Here is a 20,727-nt window from a genome sequence, read left to right on the forward strand (position 1 = left end):
AAAACGCTACCATAGGACGCCGTTATGCACACTCGCGCGATTGTGGATGCGTGCTGCATGCAACGGTGCCGTTTGGGTGATAAGTGGGGCACGCCAGTCGAGCTCACAGCGCGCGGCTATTTGCGAGCCGCCTGCGCTATTCCCGCCAGCCCTCCAGGGTCTGAACGAAAGACGTCAACCAGGCATTTGTCTGGTGGGCGTCCAGCGCGCGATGATCGATCGTCAACGAGACATATGCCATTGGTCGAATCTGGATGGTGTCGACGCCGTCGATCTCTCGTACGACGACGCGCTTCTCCATTTTTCCGACGCCAAGAATTGCCGACTGCGGCTGGTTGATGACGATGGGCGTAGCGACCAGCGAGCCAGACACGCCATGGTTTGAGATGGTGAAGGTGCCGCCGCGCATGTCGGCGTTGGCCAGGCCACCCGAACGCCCGCGATTGGTCAGGTCTTGAAGTCTGGCGGCGACAGCGGGTAACGCGAGGCTCTGCGCTTGCTGGATCACCGGGACGACCAGGCCCCTGTCGCCGAGGGCCATGCCGACGCCGATGTTGATATCGTCGAAGACCTCCAGATGATCCTCATGCCAGCGGCTGTTGATCTCCGGTACTGCCCGCATCGCCACGACGCAAGCGGCGATGATATAGGCCGTATAGGAGAGATTGATGCCGTCGGCGGCCAATGCCGCCTTGTTCCTTTCGCGATGCCTGATGACTGCCGTGAAATCGGCCTCGAAGATCGATGTGACATGAGGGGCAGCCGTAAGCGACTCCAGCATGTGCCGGGCGATGGAAAGCCGCATGGGCGTATGTGCGACCATACGCGACCCGTGACTGATCTGATCGCGGGCGAGAGTGGCCGGCTCGGAGCCGGTCGGCCTGCTCACGGACGACGGTACCCCGTCGCGTCGCTGCTTTTTTTCGAACGCGGCATCCATATCCAAGCGCGTGACACGTCCGTCCCTGCCGGTGCCAACCACCGCAGCCGGGTCGATGTCGTATTGCTCGCCGGCACTGCGTACCGCCGGCGAGAACCGGTCCCCGCCTGCATCGCTTGTCTCGCGGGACGGCAAGGGGAGAGTATCCCGCGCATGGTTGTCACCAGCGGCGGCGGCTTTTAGGCGGATACGGCCAAGAACCGCGCCAGGCGTCGCATCCGTGCCCGACGCCATGACGATCTCGTCAAGTATCCCGGCCGCGGGTGCGGAAATCTCCTGCGTCACCTTGTCCGTTTCAAGCTCGACGAGGGGATCATCAAGGGCGACAGTCTCGCCCGGTTGCTTCAGCCAGTTGCGAACGACCGTCTTCGTACCCTCCTGTTCGACGGGAACGAGGACTTCGGCGAAATCGACCATGATCTAGTACTCCACCAGGGCGGTGATCTTCTGCCGGATGCGGTCCACGGACGGCAGTGCCCATTCGAGCAGGGACGGATTGTGCGGGCTCGGGATGTCAGGCATCGTCAACCGCGAGACTGGGGCGTCGAGATCCAGGAAGGTCTCGTCAGCAACGACGGCGGCGATCTCCGCGCCGAAGCCGGCTGTCTTAAGGTCCTCATGGACGATAAGGCAGCGCCGTGTGCGACGAACCGACGAGATGACGCTCTCGCGGTCCCACGGCATCAATGTTCGCAGATCGATGACATCGGCGGAGATGCCTTCTGCCGCTTCCTCGCAGCGCGGAACCATGGCACCCCAGGTCACGATCGTGATTGCGTCGCCCCTGCGTGTAAAGCGTGCCTTGCCAAAGGGAAGCGCGAAGTTGTCGCCGGGGTAGGGGCGACGGGCCCATGGATGGTCGAGCATGGCGCGATGTTCGAAGAAGATCACCGGATCGTTCCCGCGCAGGGCCGTTCGCAACAGCCCGACTGCGTCTTCGGCGTTCGAGGGAACGGCAACCTGCCAGCCTGGTTGATGGATAAAGGCGACCTCGTTCGTCTGGCTGTGCCACGGATCCCCGCATTTGAAAAAGCCGCCGGGCACGCGCAGCACGACCGGCGCGGCGAACCGGTTGTTGGTGCGCCAGCGGATCGTACCGCAATCGTTGATTTGTTCGGTTGCGGGCTCGGCGTATTTGCGGAACTGGATCTCGGGAACGGGAACGAGGCCCGCGAGCGCCATCCCGACGGCGCGACCGACGATGCCTTCTTCCGACAGCGATGTGTCAAAGACACGGTCCTTGCCGAATTTCTCCTGGAGTCCAAGCGTGACCGCGTGAACGCCGCCCTTCGGGCCAATGTCCTCGCCAAACAGCACCACGCGTGGGTTGGTGGCCAATTCGTGGTCCAGTGTGCGCCTGATCGCCGTGACCATATTGATGCGTTGGCCATCTGGCGCGGCCTCGTTGCTGCATTCCGGAGCCTGGTAGCCGTCGCAGTGCTGACCGCCCATTGACTGCATTTCCCCGTCGAAGAACACATGGCGGGTGACGGTTTCGGGAGACGAGAAAGCTCGACTTTCAGCCTCCGCGCGTGCCTTTTCCGCAGTGTCGCCGGCCTCAAGCCTGCAGGCTTCCCACTCGTCCGCGCTGATTGCCAGGGGGACCAGGTAGTCTCGCAGACGAGGCAGCGGATCGCGGGCCCATTCCGCCTTTACGAGCTCTTCACTCTTGTAGGACTGGGTGTCCTGGAAGCTATGACCCTCCAGCCGCGGAACCGTCAGCCGCAGGAGAGCCGGCATTCTCTGCTCGCGGACGAAACCGACGGCGTTTTGCGTGAGGCGAGCCACGTCAGCGGGATCGCAGCCATCACCTTCAAAGATGGCAAGGCCGCGCCAGCTCGCGAGATTGGCTGCAATGTTTCCGCCCGGCGTTTGCATATCGGAGGGAACTGAGATCCCGAAGCCGTTATCCTCGACGTAAAACAACATCGGCAGCTTCTGCGTTGTGGCGATTGTCAGCGCCGACCAGAAGCCATTCGATGCGACCGAGCCATCTCCACCAAGGACGACCGCTATCGCGTCACTGTAGTCATGCTCCCCGAGGACCGTTGCATGGTAGTGAATAGCCTGGGCCCAGCCCGCGGTCGGGGTGTACTGGGCGCCGACACCGCCGCACATCGGCAGGGCTGAGGCGCCGTCGCGGTTCGGATAGTTGAAGACGACGCCAATATCGCGACCGTCCGAATAGCCGCCGGCGCGCGCCATCGCCGAGCCGAGCGCATCGGCCGGATCGACGCCGAGCGACAAAAGCAGCGGGCGTGACCGATAGTAGCCGCAGGTAGCATCGTGGCGGTTCGTCAGCTGCAGCCCGAGCATGATCTGCGCCATGTCGTGGCCGCGGGCGGAAAACTGATAGAGGATCTTTTTCTCGGGGACGAGCCGCGTTTCTTCCATCTCGTCAAGGACGCGCGAGAGATGCAGGAGATAGGTAACGCGCTTCCAGTCTATTCCCTCATCGGGTGCGTTCCTGCCACGCATTATAAGCGCGGTCGCCTGTGCCATCTTCGATCCTCCCAAATCTCTGATCCACGAGGAGGTTAGTACAGCCTTGGAGAAATTTCGTTTCAGTTTTCCGCGAAAGGCGCGGTGGTATGAAACGTTCATTTCACCAGACGGCGATATTTCACACCATCAATTCGGCATTCTCGATAAGGTTCCAGTTTGGCCGGTATTGCCGGTGGCTGCCTATCGAATCGTCGTGCAGATCCGCGTGTCGCCGAGGGGATCGTGCAGGTTTCCTTCGCAACCTGCATCTTGAGGCTGCAAATTCCAGATGCCTCATATGCGCTTTTCGAAATGCTCATTCATAAAGCAATGCGCTATATAATTGTGCATCGCACAAGGAGATATGACATGAAAATCGGCAACAAGATCGGAGAGTTCCTTCAGCTCCGCAAGGCATACAGAGATCTTTCCAGACTTGACGACTCGGCGCTGAAGGACATCGGCGTCAGCCGTGGCGACATCAAGCGGCTGGTTTACGGCCGCTAAGGCACCGAACGAGACCCAGACCTCAAGGCCCGCCCAAGCGGGCCTTTATTGTTTCAGGGACTGCCTGGCAGGTTCTTGGCGTCCGCTGCCAGCGACACCAGCCCCTTTATGAGAAGGCATCCTACCCCAGAGTGGCGATCCAAGATGCCTGCTGTCAGCGCATTATGGGCTAGTGGCTTCGAATTTGCAGTGAGAGGATTTGCGATCTGTTAATGATCTGGGCGCCCGAAATTAACTATTTGTTAACCAAATCAGACATAGAAATAGTCAACGATTTCTTAACATAGATGACCAAAGTGCTAACTGACGCTCGCTCGATCCGTATCAAGGGCCGCTCTTTTCTGGCGGTCATGCTTTCGCCAGATCTTCCCTTCGATGACTGGCTCGTAAGACTAGACGATCTTGCCGCGCGCTCCGCCGGCTTCTTCCTGGGGCGACCGGTCGTGCTCGACGTCGGCGATCTCCAGATCGACCGGGCGCAGCTGAAGGGCCTGATTGCCGAGCTGGCGCAGCGCAACGTCAGCATCATGGGGATCGAGGGCTGCCGCCCGTCGCTGATCGGCCCCGGCATGCCCCCAGCCCTCAAGGGCGGGCGCCCGGTTTCGGATTTCGAGGTTCCGCAGCAGGAGCCGGTCATCGATGTTCGCGCCGCCCAGCCAGAGGCCGTCGAGGCCCGACCTGCGTTGCAGTCGATCGTCATCCGCGAGCCGATCCGTTCAGGCCAGTCGCTGATCTTTCCGGAAGGCGATGTCACGGTCATCGGGTCCGTCGCTTCAGGTTCGGAAATCATCGCCGGTGGCTCGGTTCATATCTACGGGACGCTGAGGGGGCGGGCCATGGCGGGCTCCGTCGGAAATACATCGGCGCGGATCTTCTGCCGCAAGCTTGAGGCAGAGTTGGTGGCGATAGATGGCATCTACAAGATGGCGGAAGACATAGCGCCGAACCTTCGCGGACAGCCCGTTCAGCTTTGGCTGGAAGGCGAATCGATCAAGGCAGAGAAACTTATCTAGGCCCGAAGCTGGCTATCACACAGGAGAGAAAGATGGGGAAAGTCATCGTCGTCACTTCGGGCAAGGGCGGAGTGGGCAAGACCACATCCACCGCAGCCCTCGGAGCAGCCTTGGCTCAAAGAAACGAGAAAGTCGCTGTTGTCGACTTTGACGTCGGCCTGCGCAATCTCGATCTCGTCATGGGCGCTGAGCGAAGGGTCGTGTACGATCTGATCAACGTCATCCAGGGGGACGCGAAGCTTTCGCAGGCGCTGATCCGTGACAAGAGACTTGAGACGCTCTTCCTGCTGCCGGCATCCCAGACGCGCGACAAGGACAACCTGACGGCCGAAGGCGTGGAGCGCGTTATCAACGACCTGAAGCGTCATTTCGACTGGATCATCTGCGACAGCCCGGCCGGGATCGAGCGCGGTGCCACGCTTGCCATGCGCCACGCCGACGTCGCCGTCGTCGTCACCAATCCCGAAGTCTCTTCAGTCCGTGATTCCGACCGTATCATCGGGCTGCTCGACTCGAAGACCGCGAAGGCCGAAAGCGGAGAACGGATGGAAAAACATCTGCTCCTGACGCGCTACGACCCCAACCGTGCAGAACGCGGTGACATGCTGAAAGTCGATGACGTGCTGGAGATCCTCTCCATCCCACTTCTCGGCATCATCCCAGAAAGCTCGGATGTGCTTCGCGCATCCAACATCGGTGCCCCCGTGACCCTGGCCGATAGCCGCAGCGCGCCGGCGATGGCCTATTTCGATGCTGCGCGCAGGCTGGCGGGTGAGGAGTTTCCAGTCGTCGTTCCGGGAGAAAGGCGGGGCATCTTCGGTAAGATCTTCGGACGGAGGGCCGCTGCATGAGCATCTTCAGCATCTTTGGCAAGCAAAGGACCGCGCCAGCGGCCCGGGAACGACTACAGATTCTACTCGCGCATGAGCGCGTTTCGGCAGGATCCGATCTCGTATCGTTGCTGCGCGAGGAGATCCTCGCCGTGATCGCCAAACACGTGCAGGTCGATAGCGAACGGGTTCGCGTGACGATGGATCGCGACGAGCATATGTCGATCCTCGAGATCGACGTCGAAATCCCACTGGGCGCGACCGTCCGGGCAGCATGAGCAAGGGGCGGCGCCACGAGCGCCGCCTCCCGCTTGGCGCAAAGCCTGGCGATGGCGTTACTTCTTCGTCCGCAACCCATCCATCAAGAGACCGATCAGCCGGTTCGAGCGATCCCGCCACTCCGCAGATGCCGGTAGCGAATAGATGCTCGAAAGGGCGTGCAGAAGGTCGCTCGTGTCGATATCGTTTCGAATGAGGCCCTGATCGGCTGCCGCTCTCAGGAGCCGTTCAACGGCGCCGCGCAGGATGCCGCTGCCTTCGGCAAACAACGAGGCGTTGGAGTCCATCAGGATTTTCAAGCTGCTTGCCATCCCCCGCTTTGCGGCAATGTAGCCTACAAAGCGGCGCATCCATTCTTCCAGCGCAGCGTCAGGCGCGTGACTTGCCGCGAGATCCGCCGCCGCCGCGGCGAGGCTTTCCAGTTCCCGCCGATAGACCACCTCAACCAGATGCTCGCGCGTTGGAAAATGCCGGTAGAGCGTTCCAATGCCGACGCCGGCCCGGCGGGCAATGTCTTCCAGCGATGTTTCGACGCCAGCTTCCGCAAAGACGGCGGCGGCGACTTCGACGAGCCTCTCACGATTACGACGGGCGTCGGCGCGCAGTGGCGGCGGTGTCGACTGTGCTGTGTTCGGCGGTGCCGAGGCCAAAATAAGCTCCAAGCGCATTCCGGACTTGACGGCAACCGGCAAGTCACTAGATTAAACGGAGGCGCCTCCGTTTGTGAGGAGGTGCCTTTTACCTCTTAATCCAGAAGGGGGCAGGATGTCATGTCGAAACGTGCCCAGACTTGCTTCCCGTGAGTTTAGGTAGCGCTCCTATTCCCGGCGGCCACCCTCTTTCTGGATTTACCTCCAATCTCGTGACGATAGCAGGAGCTTATCATGACACGAACGGTTCATCTTTCCCTGGACATCAACGGACGGCGGCATGATCTCGATGTCGAACCGCGCGTGATGTTGCTCGACGCACTGCGTGAGCAACTTGGCCTTACTGGCACGAAGAAGGGTTGCGACCAGGGGCAGTGCGGCGCATGCACCGTCCACGTCGACGGCAAACGCGTACTCGCCTGTCTGACGCTCGCCGCCCAGGTCGAAGGGCGAAGCATCACGACGATCGAAGGACTTGCGGCCGAAAGCGGCGACCTGCATCCGGTACAGACCGCCTTCCTGGAACATGACGCCTTCCAGTGCGGCTACTGCACGCCGGGCCAGATCATGTCGGCCGTCGCCTGCATCCGCGAGGGGCGAGCGGGCTCGGACGACGAAATCCGGGAATACATGGCCGGAAATCTCTGTCGGTGCGGCGCCTATAATCATATCGTGGCGGCGGTCCGCGAAGCGGCGGAGATGGCGTGATGAGGGACTTCAGCTATTTCCGGGCGGGTTCGCTCGACGACGCCCGCCAGCATGCCACGCAGCCAGGCGCGATGCTGCTTGCCGGCGGCACGACGCTTCTCGACCTGGCAAAATGTGGTGTTGCGGAACCCGATTCAGTCGTCGATATCAGTCACCTCTCGGGCCTGTCGCAGATTGCGGCGGATGCTGATGGCGTTACTATTGGCGCGCTGGCGAAAATGGAAGATGTGGCCCGCAGCCCAGGAATACGGGCCGACTATCCGGCCGTTTCGCAGTCGCTCTTGCTGGCGGCCTCTCCTCAGTTGCGCAATATGGCGACGATAGGCGGCAATCTTCTGCAGCGTACGCGGTGCCCCTATTTCCGTGACCCTGCGACGTTTTCTGCCTGCAACAAGCGCAACCCCGGTTCCGGCTGCTCGGCGATCGGGGGTGTGACCCGAAATCATGCCGTGCTGGGTACCAGCGAGGCGTGCATTGCTGTCTATCCGGGGGATCTCGCCGTTGCGCTGGTTGCACTGGACGCCACGATCGACCTCGGTGGCCGAAAGGTGACAGCTGACGAATTCTTCGTGCTTCCCGGCGACACACCCGATCGTGAAACCATCCTTGAGCGCGGCGAGATGGTGGTTGCGGTCCTCATTCCGGCTTCGCCAATCGCGAGACATTCGACCTATCTCAAGATCCGGGACCGCCAGTCCTATGAATTCGCAGCTGCAAGCGCTGCCGTCGGTCTCGAGATGGAGCCAGACGGCAGGACGGTCCGCGACATCCGCGTCGCGTTGGGTGGCGTTGCCACCAAGCCCTGGCGTGCACGAACCGTCGAGGAGGCTCTGATTGGGAAGCCCCTCGATGCCGGTATCATCGAGAAGGCAAGCAGACTGGCGATGGATGGCGCCATCGCGCATGGCGCCAATCGCTACAAGATCGAACTCGCGCCGCGCGTCATTGCGCGCGCCATCCTCAATCTGGGAGGTCTTGCATGACCATCATGGAACCCCGAAACAAACGTGGTGATGCTTCCGACGGTACGATCGGCGGTCGCCTCTCGCGCTTCGATGGAAAGCTGAAGATCACCGGCAGCGCTACCTATGCTTTGGAACAGCCAGTCGAGGGCTTGGCCTATGCTGTCCTGGTGCAGAGCCGGATTGCTGCCGGTCGGGTTGTAACGGTCGACACGACGCGGTCAGAGGCTGCTCCAGGCACGCTACTGGTGCTGACACCCGATGTCGATCTCGGCCTGAAGGTGGCGTCCGACTGGTACGGAAACCGGCCGGACAACCAGCCCTACCATCCCCTTTCGCACAATGTCAGCTTCAACGGTCAGGCGGTTGCTGCCGTGATCGCGGAAACACTGGAGCAGGCAACCGAAGCGGCAAGGTTGGTCGACATCACCTACGAGGAAGGGCCGGCGGTCGTCGATCTCGATGACCCAGAAGCCGGAGAAGGAAAGCTGCTCGATGCGCTAACGGTGAGCTGGGGCGATGCCGAGGCTGCGCTCGCCGCCTCCGCGGTGCGTGTCGAGGCACAGTATCGAACGCCACGCGAATATCACGTGACGATCGAGCCGCATGGCCTGATTGCCAAATGGGACGGTGATCAGCTGACCATCTGGGAACCGAGCCAATGGACGCACGGGATGGCCCGCACCTATGCCGAGTGGTACGGACTGCCCCCTGAAAATGTGCGTATCGTCTCGCCCTTTATCGGTGGTGGCTTCGGCTCCAAGGCAACAGCCTATGCCTATGGCGCCGTAGCAACGGCGGCAGCGCGCAAGCTTGGGCGAGCGGTAAAGCTCGCTGTTGCGCGCCCGCAGACTTTTACGGCCTATGGTGGTCGTGCCGCGACCAGGCAGACAATCGCTCTTGGCGCCAACGCCGATGGCGTGCTGCAGTCCATCGTGCATCGGGGTGCCAGCGAGACAGCGACTTACGCCGATTTTCCCGAGCAGACAAACGCGGCGACGCCACTGATGTACGCTGTGGAGAATTTCAGCGCGAAACACAGCATCGTTCCTGTCAATACGGTTGTGCCGGGAGCTCTGCGCGCTCCTGGCAAGAATCCAAGCGCCTTCGGCCTGGAAAGCGCCATGGATGAGCTCGCCTACGCGGTCGGGATCGATCCTGTCGAACTCAGGTTGCGCAATTACGCCGAGGCGGACCCACAGTCCGGCAAGCCGTGGTCGACCCGCCGCTTGCGCGAGGCGCTTGCCGAGGGCGGCAAGGCGTTCGGATGGTCACGCCGCAGCTTCGAGCCACGCTCGATGCGAGATGGCAGACAACTGATCGGCTGGGGGGTGGCGTGCGGAACGTTCCCGGTTCTGCGCGCTTCGAGCGAGGCACTGATCCGAATTCTCGCCGATGGTTCGGTGGAAGTCGTCAGTGGCGCGATCGACATGGGACAGGGCACTTACACGATCCTCGCCCAAACCGCGGCTGAAGTGCTCGGTGTTCCGGTCGAAAGCATCAATGTCCGGCTTGGCGACTCATCGCTTCCCGGCGCTACGGTTGCTGGCGGCTCGATGCTTGCCGGTGCAATCACCGGGGCCGTCCACAAGGCAGCATCGGCTGCCCGCGACGAACTGATCGAGCTTGCCCTCAACGACAGTGCCTCTCCTTTCCGTGATACCGGCGCCAATACGTTGACACTCGCGAGCGGTCGGATTTCAGTTCCTAGAGACGGGGGGCTTTCGGTCTCCATCCCGGAGCTGATGACAGCTCTTGGCCGCGACAGCGTTGAGACACGGCGAAACACTCTTCCTGACGGAGAGCAGGGGCCGGAAGGTCACCGGAAAGCCTGGACCACGATGACAAGCATCAAGGGGCCGACTGCGGGCGAGTTCGCCATGCACAGCTGGTGCGCGCATTTTGTGGAAGTGAAGGTGGATGAGGATTTCGGTACCGTCCGTGTCTCCCGCATGGTCTCGGCCTTCGATTGCGGCAGGATCTACAACCCCAAGCTTACCGAAAGCCAATGGCGTGGTGGGATCATCATGGGGATCGGTCAGGCGCTGCTCGAGGAAGGCCTGGTTGACCCGCGCAACGGGCGCGTCATCAACAACAACCTCGGTGACTACCTCGTTGCGACCAATGCCGACATTCCGCCGATCGAGGTAATCTCCGTTGGCATCCCCGACCTCAACGCCTCGGTGCTCGGGGGCAAGGGTGTCGGCGAAGTCGGCATTGTCGGCGTTGCGCCGGCAATCGCCAATGCCGTCTTTCACGCCACCGGCAGGCGGGTTCGCGACCTGCCGATAACGCTTGAGAAGCTGCAGTGACGAGTGGCTTCGTCGGCTTGCGTTCTGCGCAGGCGACGGGCCGTGCAGCGTAAAGCGCGTATGGCGAGTTCCCGCGCATCCGTGATTGGATTGCGCGGGAATGATTCCCTTATGGAAAAATACATCCGCGACCGTGCCTGGTGCCTGGCCGGTCGTGATTTCGCACCTACCGGAAGGATGTCGAATCACAAGGCGTCGCTGATATCTCAGCATCGACGGCAGCCATTGGCATTCAGGCACATGAAGCCGCTTCAATGCCGCTAACCGCACCGCAAATTTTGAACCCGATCAGCGCCGTGTTCCCGGAATTGAGCATTTGCTCATTCGTGGAGGTAGATGTCACGCAACGGTTATCTGCACTCACTATACCGGGCCGCTAACGCTGTCCGTTAGGCGGCTAAAGCGCAGACCGAGGGCCCCACGCGATCCCAGCCTCTGGAAGCGTCGGTACTTCGCTCCTGTCGCCTTGGCCGCGAGACGTGACGGTGCCTGTCACATCGCTGGCAGACAAGCGTCGCTTCCGGAAGGCGGCACTTTCGACCAGTAGATCTTTACGGAAGGTATTTCCCATGACGAAAATCGTTGGCCATCGCGGAGCACGAAACAAATGGGCCGAAAATTCGATTGAGGGTTTCAGAAAAACCTTGGAACTCCCTGTCGATGCGATCGAATTTGATGTGCATTTGACCGACGCCGGTGAACTCGTCGTCATTCACGACGCCACGCTTGAGCGTACGACCGAGGGAGCGGGCAAGGTCCGGGCTTTGTCACCTTCCGATCATCAGGCGACCCGCCTCAAAGGATCGCAGGAGTCAATCCCGACCCTTGACGAGGTGCTTGCTCTGTTTGCTTCCTCGAGACCCGTCGAACTTCATGTCGAGCTGAAAGCCGACGCGGATGGAGCGCATTACGAAGGGCTTGAGGCCCTGGCGGCAGCGGCCATTCGACGTCACGGGCTTGCCGGGCGCAGCCTGCTGACAAGCTTCAATCTGGGGGTTCTCGCACGGTGCCAAGAGGTTGCTCCCGAAATCGGCCGCCTGTGCTCGATCAATGCCAAGTCCGCCGAGGCGCTGGGTGCGGCTGCGACCTTCACCAAAGCTGCGGAAGTCGCCGGCCTCGTTGCCATCGAGAAGTCGCTGCTGGCCGCAACCTTTCACGAGGTTGCCGCGATCATTTCACGCGATCGTCTCTGCTGCTGGGTGTTGAATGAGCAAGAGGAGATCGAACAGTGGCTCGGGCAGGGCGTCGGCTGGATCACCAGCGATGATCCAGCCCTGGCCCTGGCGGTGCGCGCCGGATCGCGGCATTCGGCCGCTTGATCACCTGGGCCTCCCAGCAATGGCCTGTGCACGCAGACATGCGAACCACGGAATACCCTGAATAGCGAACCTATGAGTAATTTGGATCTTCTGATTTTTGATTGCGACGGCGTGCTGATCGATAGCGAACCGATTGCGGCGCGCACGCTTGCGCATGCCATAACCCAGGCCGGCATGGAGATGACGCCGCGCCAGGTGCTTGTCGAGTTTACCGGAAAGTCGGAGGCTGACTTGCGGCAGATTCTGGCCAGCCGCATCTGCGCCGACCTCGATACCGTTTTTGCCGGATGGCATGCCGAAATATTTGCTGCCTTCCGCCGCGACCTCCTGCCGATGGAGGGCATCAGCGCTGTTCTCGATGGGCTCGACGTTGCAAAATGTGTCGCATCGAACAGCACGGTCGAACGCCTCAAAAAGAGCCTGGGCCTTCTCGATCTGTGGTCACACTTTGCCCCGAACATATTCAGCGCCGAGATGGTCGCCGCCCCAAAGCCCGCGCCGGATCTCATCCAGTTCTGCCTCTCCAAAATGAACGCGAGCAGCGCGCGCAGCATCGTCATCGATGACAGCGCAGCGGGTATTCAGGCGGCAGTTGCTGCCGGTGTGCCGGCAATCGGCTTCGTGGCGCCAAACGATCCGCGTTCGGGCAGACGCGAGGCGTTGTTTGCGGCAGGAGCCGAGGAGGTCGTTCTCGGTGCCAAAGAGCTGCTGCATGTCTTGCGGCGACGAGTCGGCAACCAGCACCAGGCCCGGCCATCGGTCGAGGTGGGTGCGTGACGTCGATCGACGCCGTGACGCAGATGAGGATGAACCAGCGGGGAGAGGGGCGACATGATTGCAAGGCGAGATGACCATGGCAGCCGGCTCGATTTCACGGCCAAGGCTGGCTGGCTTTATTACATAGGGGGGCACAGCCAGGATGAGATCGCACAAAAGCTCGGCGTTTCCCGGCAAACTGCCCAGCGTCTCGTGTCGCGCGCTGTCTCGCAGGGCTTGATCAAGATCCGGCTTGATCATCCGGTTGGCCACTGCATGAGTATGGCAGCAAGGCTGAAGAGCAAGTTTTCGCTGCAGTTCGTGGAAGTCATTCCGTCTGGCGACCAGGCTCAGGGCTTGAGCGGTGGCCTTGCCCAGGCGGCGGCTGCCGAAATCGAGCGCCGGTTGGCTTGCAACAAGCCTGCCGTGATCGCCATTGGTACCGGTCACACATTGAAGGCCGCTATCGAGGAAATGGTGCCCATGGAAGCACGCCAGCACAAGATCGTTTCCTTGACCGGCAATATCACCCGCGAAGGCTCGGTCTGGTTCTATAATGTGGTCTTCAAACTTGCCGACCTGATCACGGCGAAATGCTTTCCAATGCCGGTTCCGGTTATCGCCTCGTCGCGACAGGAACGGGTGGTCCTTCACAACCAGCCCGTAGTCCGCCAGACAGTATCGCTTGCCGCACGCGCTGACGTTGCCTTTGTCGGCATTGGGGACGTTGGCGTTCAGGCGCCTCTTTTCCTTGATGGTTTCATCCTGAAGGACGAACTGAAGCTCCTGCACCAGGCAGGCGCAGTCGGAGAGATTGTCGGGTGGACGTTCGACAAGGACGGCAAGCTAATTGAAGGCATTACCAACGATCGCGTCGCGAGTGCGCCCATTCCATCCTGCAGCAGGACATTGGTGATCGGTGTGGCGAAGGGTCAACAAAAACTGGCGGCGATCCAGGCTGCCCTGAAGGGACGCCTGATCAACGGTCTGATGACCGACGAGATTACTGCGCAGAGCCTGCTGGGATCATAAGGGTCGGGGCGCCCGAAGGGGCGACTTGATCGGCGAATTGTGCATCGCTCGCCTTGGCTCGACGAAGAGCCCGTGAACCAAAATCCAGACGGATTGGGGGCGGAATTCGATGCCTGGGTAAATCGAGATAAGTTAACAAATACAGCACCTTAAATGTCACGTAAACTTCATCGTTTCATCAAGAAACCGACATGCAGTCTGCCATAAAACACCGCGACATTATGACCGATCCATTTCCGTCAAAACTTCGTCAAAGGGAGACCTTCGTGCTTTCTATCAATCGACGCAACGTCCTGGGGCTGCTTGGCGCAACTGCAGGCACCGCGATTTTGCCACGCTTCGCGTTGAGCCAAGGCAAGCGGCCGTCCGTGACGATCGCCGTGCAGAAAATCACCAATAACAACACGCTTGATATCTGGAACGAGCAGTCGAATGTCGGCGAGCGAGTTTTCTTCCCCAACCTCTGGGAAGGTTTGATCCTGCGTGACTGGATGGGCAATCAGGGTCCAGTTGCCGGTCTCGCCACAGAGTGGAAGCGCATCGACGACAAGATGCTGGAACTCAAGCTGCGTCAGGGCGTGAGGTTCCACAACGGCGACGAGTTGACTGCTGACGATGTCGCCTTCAGCTTTTCCTCCCAGCGCGTGTTCGGCAGCACGCAGCCGGCAGGCGGCAAGACGATCTTCGAAAACGACAACAAGCCGACGTCCGTCAAGGAATTGCCGGCAGCGGTACCGGGCGTCGGCCGTCGTCTGTGGCCGGCGCTCGCTGGCGTCGAAGCCGTCGACAAGTACACGGTTCGCTTCCACAACGCGACGCCTGACGTGACGCTCGAAGGCCGCCTCTACGCTTTCGGCAGCCAGATCGCCAATCGTCGGGCCTGGGACGAAGCTGGGACCTATGTCGATTGGGCCCGCAAGCCGGTCACGACAGGTCCCTACATGGTCGCCGAGTTCAAACCCGATGTGTCGCTGACACTCGTGGCCTTTGACGAATATTGGGGCGGTCGCCCGCCGCTCGAACAGATCCGCTTTGTCGAAGTTCCCGAAGTCGCCTCGCGCGTCAACGGTCTGCTTTCCGGTGAGTATGATTTCGCATGCGACCTTCCTCCCGACCAGATCGCAGCCGTTCAGGCGGCTCCTGGCTTCGAGGTGCAGGGTTCGACGATCAACAATCACCGCATCTCGGTCTTCAATATCCAGAATCCGATCCTGCAGAACCCGCTGGTCCGCCGCGCCATGACGCATTCGATCGACCGCCAGGCGATCGTCGACGCGCTGTGGGCTGGCCAGACGAAGATCCCGGCAGGCCTGCAGTTTCCGTTCTACGGCGACATGTTCGTCGAAGGCTGGTCCGTTCCGGAATACAATCCGGCTCTCGCCCAGGACCTTCTGAAGCAGGCGAACTACAAGGGCGACGCGATCCCCTTCCGCCTGCTCAACAACTACTACACCAACCAGACCGCCAACGGTCAGATCATGGTGGAGATGTGGAAGCAGGTCGGTCTCAACGTCGAGATAGAGATGAAGGAAAACTGGGGCCAGATCCACGATCCGGCGGGCGTCAAGGGGGTACGCGACTGGTCGGCCTCAGCCAACTTCAACGATCCCGTCTCCTCGATCGTTGCCCAGTTTGGCCCGAACGGCGAAGTCCAGCAGAAGAAGGACTGGTCGAATGCCGAGGTCAACCAGATGTCTCAGATCCTGGAAACCAGCACCGACCGCGCGCAGCGCAAGAAGGCCTTCGCCCGCATGCTCGAGATCTGCGAGCGCGAAGACCCCGTCTACCAGGTCTTGCATCAGAACGCTGTCTTCACCGGCATGAAGTCGTCGCTCAAGTGGAAGGCCGCTCCCGCCTTTGCAATGGACTTCCGCGCCAACAACTGGCCGAGCTGATCTCAGCGATGAACCGGATCCGGCGGCGACCAACCGCCGGATCCATTTGGTTCGTTACGAACGCAACCGCCGACAGGAAGGGTGAGCCGATGAGCACAGCTGCCGCCAAGCTCGTGGAAATGCGCGGGCTGAAAGTCGCTTTCGATAGCGTGCAGGTACTGCATGGGATCGATCTCGACATTGCAAAAGGAGAGGCCGTCGGCCTGGTCGGTGAATCGGGCTGCGGCAAGTCGGTGACATGGCTTGCGGCGCTCGGTCTGTTGCCCGGCAAGGCGAGCGTCATGGGATCGGTCAAGATCGACGGGCAGGAATTGCTCGCCGCGCCTCGTTCCGCGCTGGAGCAAGTCCGAGGCGGACGCGTCGCGATGATTTTCCAGGACCCGTCAAGCTCTCTCAATCCGGTTCTGAAGATCGGGCGCCAGATCACCGAGGCGCTTGTCATTCATCGCGGCCTTCGCGGCGAGGCGGCAAAGACTGAAGCATGGCGGCTCATGGATATGGTCGGCATCCCGGATGTGCGGCGCCGTTTTGACCTTTATCCGCATGAATTCTCAGGCGGACAGTGCCAGCGGTTGATGATTGCGATGGCCCTTGCCGGCGAGCCGGATCTGCTGATCGCCGACGAGCCGACGACAGCGCTCGACGCGACAATCCAGGCGCAAATCCTGGACCTGTTGACCTCTCTCAGGACCGAGACGGGCATGGCGACCGTTTTCATCAGTCACGACCTCGGCGCGGTGTCGCAGGTTTGCGAGCGAGTCTGCGTCATGTATGCCGGGCGCATTGTCGAGGAAGGGATGGTGGACGAGCTTTTCGCTGAGCCACGCCATCCTTATACCCGCGGTCTCTTCGACGCCATTCCAGGTATCGATGGTCCGCGGCAACGTTTGATCCCGATTGCAGGGACTGTACCGGATCCACGGAACCTGCCCAAAGGATGCTCCTTTTCGCCGCGCTGTCCTCGCGCTGTCGAGGCATGCAATCACGAGTTGCCGCGGCTTGTTTCGATCGGCCGTGGACGCCAGCTCGCATGTGCTCGGCCGGTCCCGCCAGCGGCGATTGCCGCCGAGACGAGAGACCGCATCGCAGAGGGGATGATGCATTGACGCCGTTGATCGAAGTCCGCGACCTCGTTCGCATCTACCATGTCCGCCGTGGACTGTTTGGTCGCCCGACACCGGTGCGCGCCGTCGACGGTATCTCGCTTGCCGTCATGCCCGGCGAGACCCTTGGCATCGTCGGAGAGTCTGGCTCGGGAAAGTCGACGCTCGGACGCATGCTGCTCGGGATCGACGCCGCACAGGAAGGCGAGGTCGTGTTCGATGGCAAGCCAATGCCGGTAAGCAGAACCCCGGAGTGGCGCAAGCTGCGGGCAAAGATGCAACTTGTCTACCAGGATCCGCTCGCAGCCCTCGACCGACGCCTGACGATCGCAACGCAGCTGTCCGAACCGCTGGAAATCCACCGGCTGATCCCAAGGGAACATCGCGCCGCACGGGTTGCGGAACTGATGAACGCGGTTGGCCTTCGGCCGGATCAGGCCACACGCTTCCCGCACGAATTGTCAGGTGGCCAACGCCAGCGCGCCGTGATCGCGCGCGCAATCGCTTCCCGCCCGAAGCTTCTGGTGTGCGACGAACCGGTTTCGGCACTCGACGTCTCCATCCAGGCCCAGATCATCAACATGCTTCGCGATCTTCAGCAGCAGCACGGCATCGCAATGGTATTCATCAGCCATGACCTCAAGGTGGTGCGCAACATGGCCGATAAGGTTGCCGTCATGTATCTCGGCCGTGTCGTCGAAGAGGCATCGGCTGACGTGATCTTCCATTCGCCGATGCATCCCTACACGCGTGCACTGGTATCGAGCGTACCGCGTGCAGGCATCCCGCTGCAAGGACGCACGATCCTTCAGGGCGAGCCGCCCAATCCGGCAAATCGACCGTCAGGCTGCGCCTTTCATCCGCGCTGCCCGCTGGCGCGCGATCTCTGCCGTATCGACGCGCCTCAGCTGAAGACCGTCGGGCACGAGCGGACAGTGGCGTGCCACGTGACAGCGGGCGAAGACGCCCGGACTGCAGCATAGGGAAGGCTCAAATGATCCGCTTCGTTCTCGTGCGGTTGTTCCGGGCGCTGATCACGATCCTCGCTGTCGTGACGTTTGCCTTCGTCGTTTTGCGCATGTCGGGCGATCCGGCGCAGGTCATGCTGGGACCCGATGTGCCGCAGGATTCCGTCGACGCCTTCAGAAAGGCGTGGGGCCTCGATCAGCCGCTCTGGATCCAGTATATCGCTTATCTCAAATCGATATTCACCGGCGATTTTGGCGTGTCGATGCGCGATAAGGCGTCAGCGCTGCGTCTCGTCATGGAGCGCGTTCCGGCCACCCTGCAACTGACGGTGCCGGCGTTGATCCTGAAACTTGTGATCGGCATTCCAGCGGGCGTCTACGCCGCGCTGCATCGGCAGAGTTTTGCCGATCGTGGGGTCATCCTTCTGGCGATCCTTGGCTTCACAATTCCCTCCTTCGTGATGGGGCTCGTGCTGGTTCTGATTTTCTCCGTCATGCTCGGGCTTCTGCCATCCGGCGGTCAGGACACGTGGATGCACGGCATCCTGCCGACGATCACGATGAGCATTGGGGGGATCGGCATCCTTGCCCGCTTTTCGCGCAGCGCGATGATCGAGGTGATGGGGCAACCCTATATCCGGACGGCGTCCGCCAAGGGGTTGAAGTGGAGCGACGTCGTCTGGAGCCACGCGCTGCCCAATGCCGCCGTCCCGATCGTTACCATCGTCGGCTTCATGGTCGGATCGCTGATCGCGGGTGCCGTTGTCGTGGAGTCGATCTTCTCCTGGCCGGGCATCGGTCGTTTGCTAGTCGTGTCTGTCAGCAATCGAGATCTTGCGGTCGTTCAATGCATTCTCCTGATCATCGCAGCCACGATGGTCGTCTCCAATCTTGTTGTCGATCTGCTCTATGGCTGGCTCGATCCGCGGTTGCGCTCTCACACAGGACATTGAGGAAAGAAGCATGGCTAATGTCGAACTTGGTGAGGCGCGGACCGTCCGAATGGCAAATGGCAGGACGTCGCGGCTGCTGCAAACCGTACCGCCGCTCGTTTTCCTTGGTATTCTGTGGCTTCTCACAATGGTGGTGGTTGCTGCCTTCGCCGACCACATGCGGCCCTACAATATTACCGCCATGGACCTCACCAGCCGGCTTTCCGCACCCGGTTCCACCAAACATTGGCTTGGCACAGACGAGCTTGGTCGCGACGTTCTCTCGCGCCTGATCCAGTCGATCCGCCTCTCGTTGATCATCGCCTTTGGCGCGACGCTTCTATCAGCAGTCTTTGGCACGCTTCTCGGCTTCGCCGCTGCCCGTTTTCGCGGCGCAGTCGAGCACGTCGTGCTCGTGCTGGCGGATTTCCAGGCGGCCTTGCCTTTCCTGATTATGTCGCTTGCCGTGCTCGCCTTTTTCGGCTCATCCATGGTGCTCTTGGTTTGCCTCATGGGCTTCTATGGCTGGGAGCGTTATGCCCGCATTGCTCGCGGCCTGGCCATTGCCGCTGGCGCGCAGGGCTATGCGGCGGCAGTTGTGCAGCTCGGCGCGACCCCGACGCGGGTCTATTTCCGCCACATCCTGCCCAATGTCGCTTCGACCCTCATCGTCTCGATGACGCTGACCTTTCCGGAGATCATCCTGATGGAAAGCGGCCTGTCGTTCCTCGGGCTGGGGGTCCAGCCGCCTGAGACCAGTCTTGGCAACATGGTCGGCTTCGGACGGGAATACCTGACGCGTGCCCCCTGGATCATGTTGGCACCAGCCACGGTCATCATGCTGACGACGCTTTCGATCTCGCTTGCCGGCGACTGGCTTCGCGACAAGCTGGACCCGACCGTCAGCTGAGGCGGACTAAGGGCTCACGTGTCGCAAGCCAGACCTCTCCATTCGACACCGCCGAAGTTCACGCACCCTCAACAAAGGACATGCCCATGAGCAATATCATCTCGACCGGCTTCAATTCCGGCTCCACCGACGGAGAACTCGACAGCCTCGAAGCCGATCTGCGCCGCCTTGCTGGCCTCGGTGTGGAGACCGTCGAACTCGGCCTGACGACCATCGACCTGATCGCCGGTGGCCGCGTCGTCAAGGATCGCGCAGAACGCCTGGCCGCACTGACCGCCCAGTTTCCATTCCGCTACACGGTCCATGGGCTCGTATCGTCCAACTTCATGGATCCGGCAACCGCACGCTATCAGATCGATGCCGCCAAGGCGCTTGTCGAGGTCTGCGATCGGATCGGTGCAAGGGTGATCGTACAGCATGGCGGCCACTTGCGCGCCGACCAGCTGTTCGAGCGCGCCACGGCTGATCAGCGCGAACGCGAGGCTCTGTTCGAGCTGGCTGAACATGCCAAACGCTACGACGTGCGCATCGCCTTGGAAAACATCTTCACCACGGAACCGGGCCAGTACCGGCAGACGCCGGCCGAGGTTGCCGAGACGGTCAAGGCGGTCGGCCATCCGAACATGGTGGCGCTGATCGACTTCAGCCATGCCTATATAGAGGCGACCTATCGCGGCCTGAACTTCCGCGAACAGATCCGCGCCATGGCGCCCGTTGCCGGCCACCTGCACGTCCATGATTCCTTCGGTCGGCCGCAGGCCTTCTACAAGCCCTATCATCTTCAGGAATCGACCGCGCTCGGCATCGGCGACCTGCACATGCCGCTTGGCTGGGGTGACATTGATTGGGAGGACATCTTCAGCGAGCTTGAGTTCCTGCCCGGCACCGTTCTGATGATGGAAATCGGCGCCCGCTATCGCAACGAGCAGAGCGCGTCGCTTGAGCGCGCAAAGGGTCTCATTGCGTTGAATAGCAGCCGGACTGCCGCAGCTGCGGAATAACGGCCGTGTCATTAGAGACTACCTACATTGACTGGCGCAGTAAGCATCGCATTTCACAGACGCAGGTGCTCGGCTTCTGCGTGTTCCGGTTTCCACCCATCAAGGTTGGGAGCAGGGGCGACCAAC

The 20,727-nt window shown here is 61.1% G+C and carries 19 protein-coding genes; 16 read left to right on the forward strand and 3 right to left on the reverse strand.

Going from position 1 to position 20,727, the window contains the following annotated elements; all coding sequences use genetic code 11:
• Positions 1–136: 136 nt before the first annotated feature.
• On the reverse strand, positions 137–1,357 hold the full coding sequence (locus tag AC1DPR_RS13850; protein WP_477816531.1) for a dihydrolipoamide acetyltransferase family protein: 1,221 nt from the start codon (positions 1,355–1,357) through the stop codon (positions 137–139).
• 3 nt (positions 1,358–1,360) lie between these two features.
• Positions 1,361–3,442 carry an alpha-ketoacid dehydrogenase subunit alpha/beta gene (locus AC1DPR_RS13855; RefSeq protein ID WP_477816532.1) on the reverse strand — a complete coding sequence of 694 codons (2,082 nt, stop codon included), beginning with the start codon at positions 3,440–3,442 and terminating at the stop codon, positions 1,361–1,363.
• A 351-nt stretch (positions 3,443–3,793) separates the two neighbouring features.
• Here AC1DPR_RS13855 and AC1DPR_RS13860 point away from each other — a divergent pair, with 351 nt between their 5' ends.
• The 4 genes from AC1DPR_RS13860 (at position 3,794) to minE (ending at position 6,052) form a co-directional block, all read left to right on the forward strand.
• A complete protein-coding gene (locus tag AC1DPR_RS13860; RefSeq protein ID WP_018858054.1) occupies positions 3,794–3,931 on the forward strand; it encodes a DUF1127 domain-containing protein in 138 nt (45 codons plus the stop codon).
• A 287-nt stretch (positions 3,932–4,218) separates the two neighbouring features.
• Entirely contained in the window at positions 4,219–4,944 is a 726-nt protein-coding gene (minC, locus tag AC1DPR_RS13865) for a septum site-determining protein MinC (protein ID WP_113471831.1), read from the forward strand.
• A 32-nt stretch (positions 4,945–4,976) separates the two neighbouring features.
• Entirely contained in the window at positions 4,977–5,795 is an 819-nt protein-coding gene (gene minD, locus AC1DPR_RS13870) for a septum site-determining protein MinD (RefSeq protein ID WP_477816533.1), read from the forward strand.
• Positions 5,792–6,052: a cell division topological specificity factor MinE gene (gene minE, locus AC1DPR_RS13875; protein WP_018858057.1), complete on the forward strand. Its 261-nt coding sequence runs from the start codon at positions 5,792–5,794 to the stop codon at positions 6,050–6,052. The genes minD and minE overlap by 4 nt, the downstream gene beginning before the upstream one ends.
• Before the next feature lie 57 nt (positions 6,053–6,109).
• Here the strand turns inward: minE and AC1DPR_RS13880 are convergent, their stop codons facing one another.
• A complete protein-coding gene (locus AC1DPR_RS13880) occupies positions 6,110–6,703 on the reverse strand; it encodes a TetR/AcrR family transcriptional regulator (protein WP_477816534.1) in 594 nt (197 codons plus the stop codon).
• A gap of 234 nt (positions 6,704–6,937) precedes the next feature.
• Between AC1DPR_RS13880 and AC1DPR_RS13885 the strand changes: the two genes are divergently transcribed.
• The 12 genes from AC1DPR_RS13885 (at position 6,938) to AC1DPR_RS13940 (ending at position 20,601) form a co-directional block, all read left to right on the forward strand.
• On the forward strand, positions 6,938–7,411 hold the full coding sequence (locus AC1DPR_RS13885; protein WP_112647604.1) for a 2Fe-2S iron-sulfur cluster-binding protein: 474 nt from the start codon (positions 6,938–6,940) through the stop codon (positions 7,409–7,411).
• Positions 7,411–8,394 (forward strand): FAD binding domain-containing protein, encoded by a 984-nt coding sequence (locus AC1DPR_RS13890; protein ID WP_477816535.1) that lies wholly within the window; start codon positions 7,411–7,413, stop codon positions 8,392–8,394. Before AC1DPR_RS13885 ends, AC1DPR_RS13890 begins: the two co-directional genes overlap by 1 nt.
• A complete protein-coding gene (locus tag AC1DPR_RS13895; protein ID WP_477816536.1) occupies positions 8,391–10,685 on the forward strand; it encodes a xanthine dehydrogenase family protein molybdopterin-binding subunit in 2,295 nt (764 codons plus the stop codon). The genes AC1DPR_RS13890 and AC1DPR_RS13895 overlap by 4 nt, the downstream gene beginning before the upstream one ends.
• Positions 10,686–11,254: 569 nt before the next feature.
• Positions 11,255–12,004, forward strand: coding sequence for a glycerophosphodiester phosphodiesterase family protein (locus tag AC1DPR_RS13900; protein WP_477816537.1), 750 nt, complete (start codon positions 11,255–11,257; stop codon positions 12,002–12,004).
• Positions 12,005–12,076: 72 nt separating this feature from the next.
• The gene (locus AC1DPR_RS13905; RefSeq protein WP_018858063.1) at positions 12,077–12,781 is read left to right on the forward strand and encodes an HAD-IA family hydrolase; all 705 of its coding nucleotides are present in this window, start codon (positions 12,077–12,079) and stop codon (positions 12,779–12,781) included.
• A gap of 54 nt (positions 12,782–12,835) precedes the next feature.
• Positions 12,836–13,792: a sugar-binding transcriptional regulator gene (locus tag AC1DPR_RS13910; RefSeq protein ID WP_477816538.1), complete on the forward strand. Its 957-nt coding sequence runs from the start codon at positions 12,836–12,838 to the stop codon at positions 13,790–13,792.
• Positions 13,793–14,058: 266 nt separating this feature from the next.
• Entirely contained in the window at positions 14,059–15,687 is a 1,629-nt protein-coding gene (locus tag AC1DPR_RS13915; RefSeq protein ID WP_477816539.1) for an ABC transporter substrate-binding protein, read from the forward strand.
• A gap of 89 nt (positions 15,688–15,776) precedes the next feature.
• A complete protein-coding gene (locus tag AC1DPR_RS13920) occupies positions 15,777–16,793 on the forward strand; it encodes an ABC transporter ATP-binding protein (protein WP_477816540.1) in 1,017 nt (338 codons plus the stop codon).
• Entirely contained in the window at positions 16,790–17,773 is a 984-nt protein-coding gene (locus AC1DPR_RS13925; RefSeq protein ID WP_477816541.1) for an ABC transporter ATP-binding protein, read from the forward strand. The genes AC1DPR_RS13920 and AC1DPR_RS13925 overlap by 4 nt, the downstream gene beginning before the upstream one ends.
• A gap of 11 nt (positions 17,774–17,784) precedes the next feature.
• Positions 17,785–18,711 carry an ABC transporter permease subunit gene (locus AC1DPR_RS13930; RefSeq protein WP_112824927.1) on the forward strand — a complete coding sequence of 309 codons (927 nt, stop codon included), beginning with the start codon at positions 17,785–17,787 and terminating at the stop codon, positions 18,709–18,711.
• 49 nt (positions 18,712–18,760) lie between these two features.
• Positions 18,761–19,600 (forward strand): ABC transporter permease, encoded by an 840-nt coding sequence (locus AC1DPR_RS13935; RefSeq protein ID WP_477816559.1) that lies wholly within the window; start codon positions 18,761–18,763, stop codon positions 19,598–19,600.
• Between the two features lie 86 nt (positions 19,601–19,686).
• Positions 19,687–20,601, forward strand: a complete 915-nt coding sequence (locus AC1DPR_RS13940) for a TIM barrel protein (protein ID WP_477816542.1) — start codon at positions 19,687–19,689, stop codon at positions 20,599–20,601.
• Positions 20,602–20,727 lie beyond the last annotated feature (126 nt).

The sequence above is a fragment of the Rhizobium sp. 01T417 genome, from assembly GCF_056398905.1.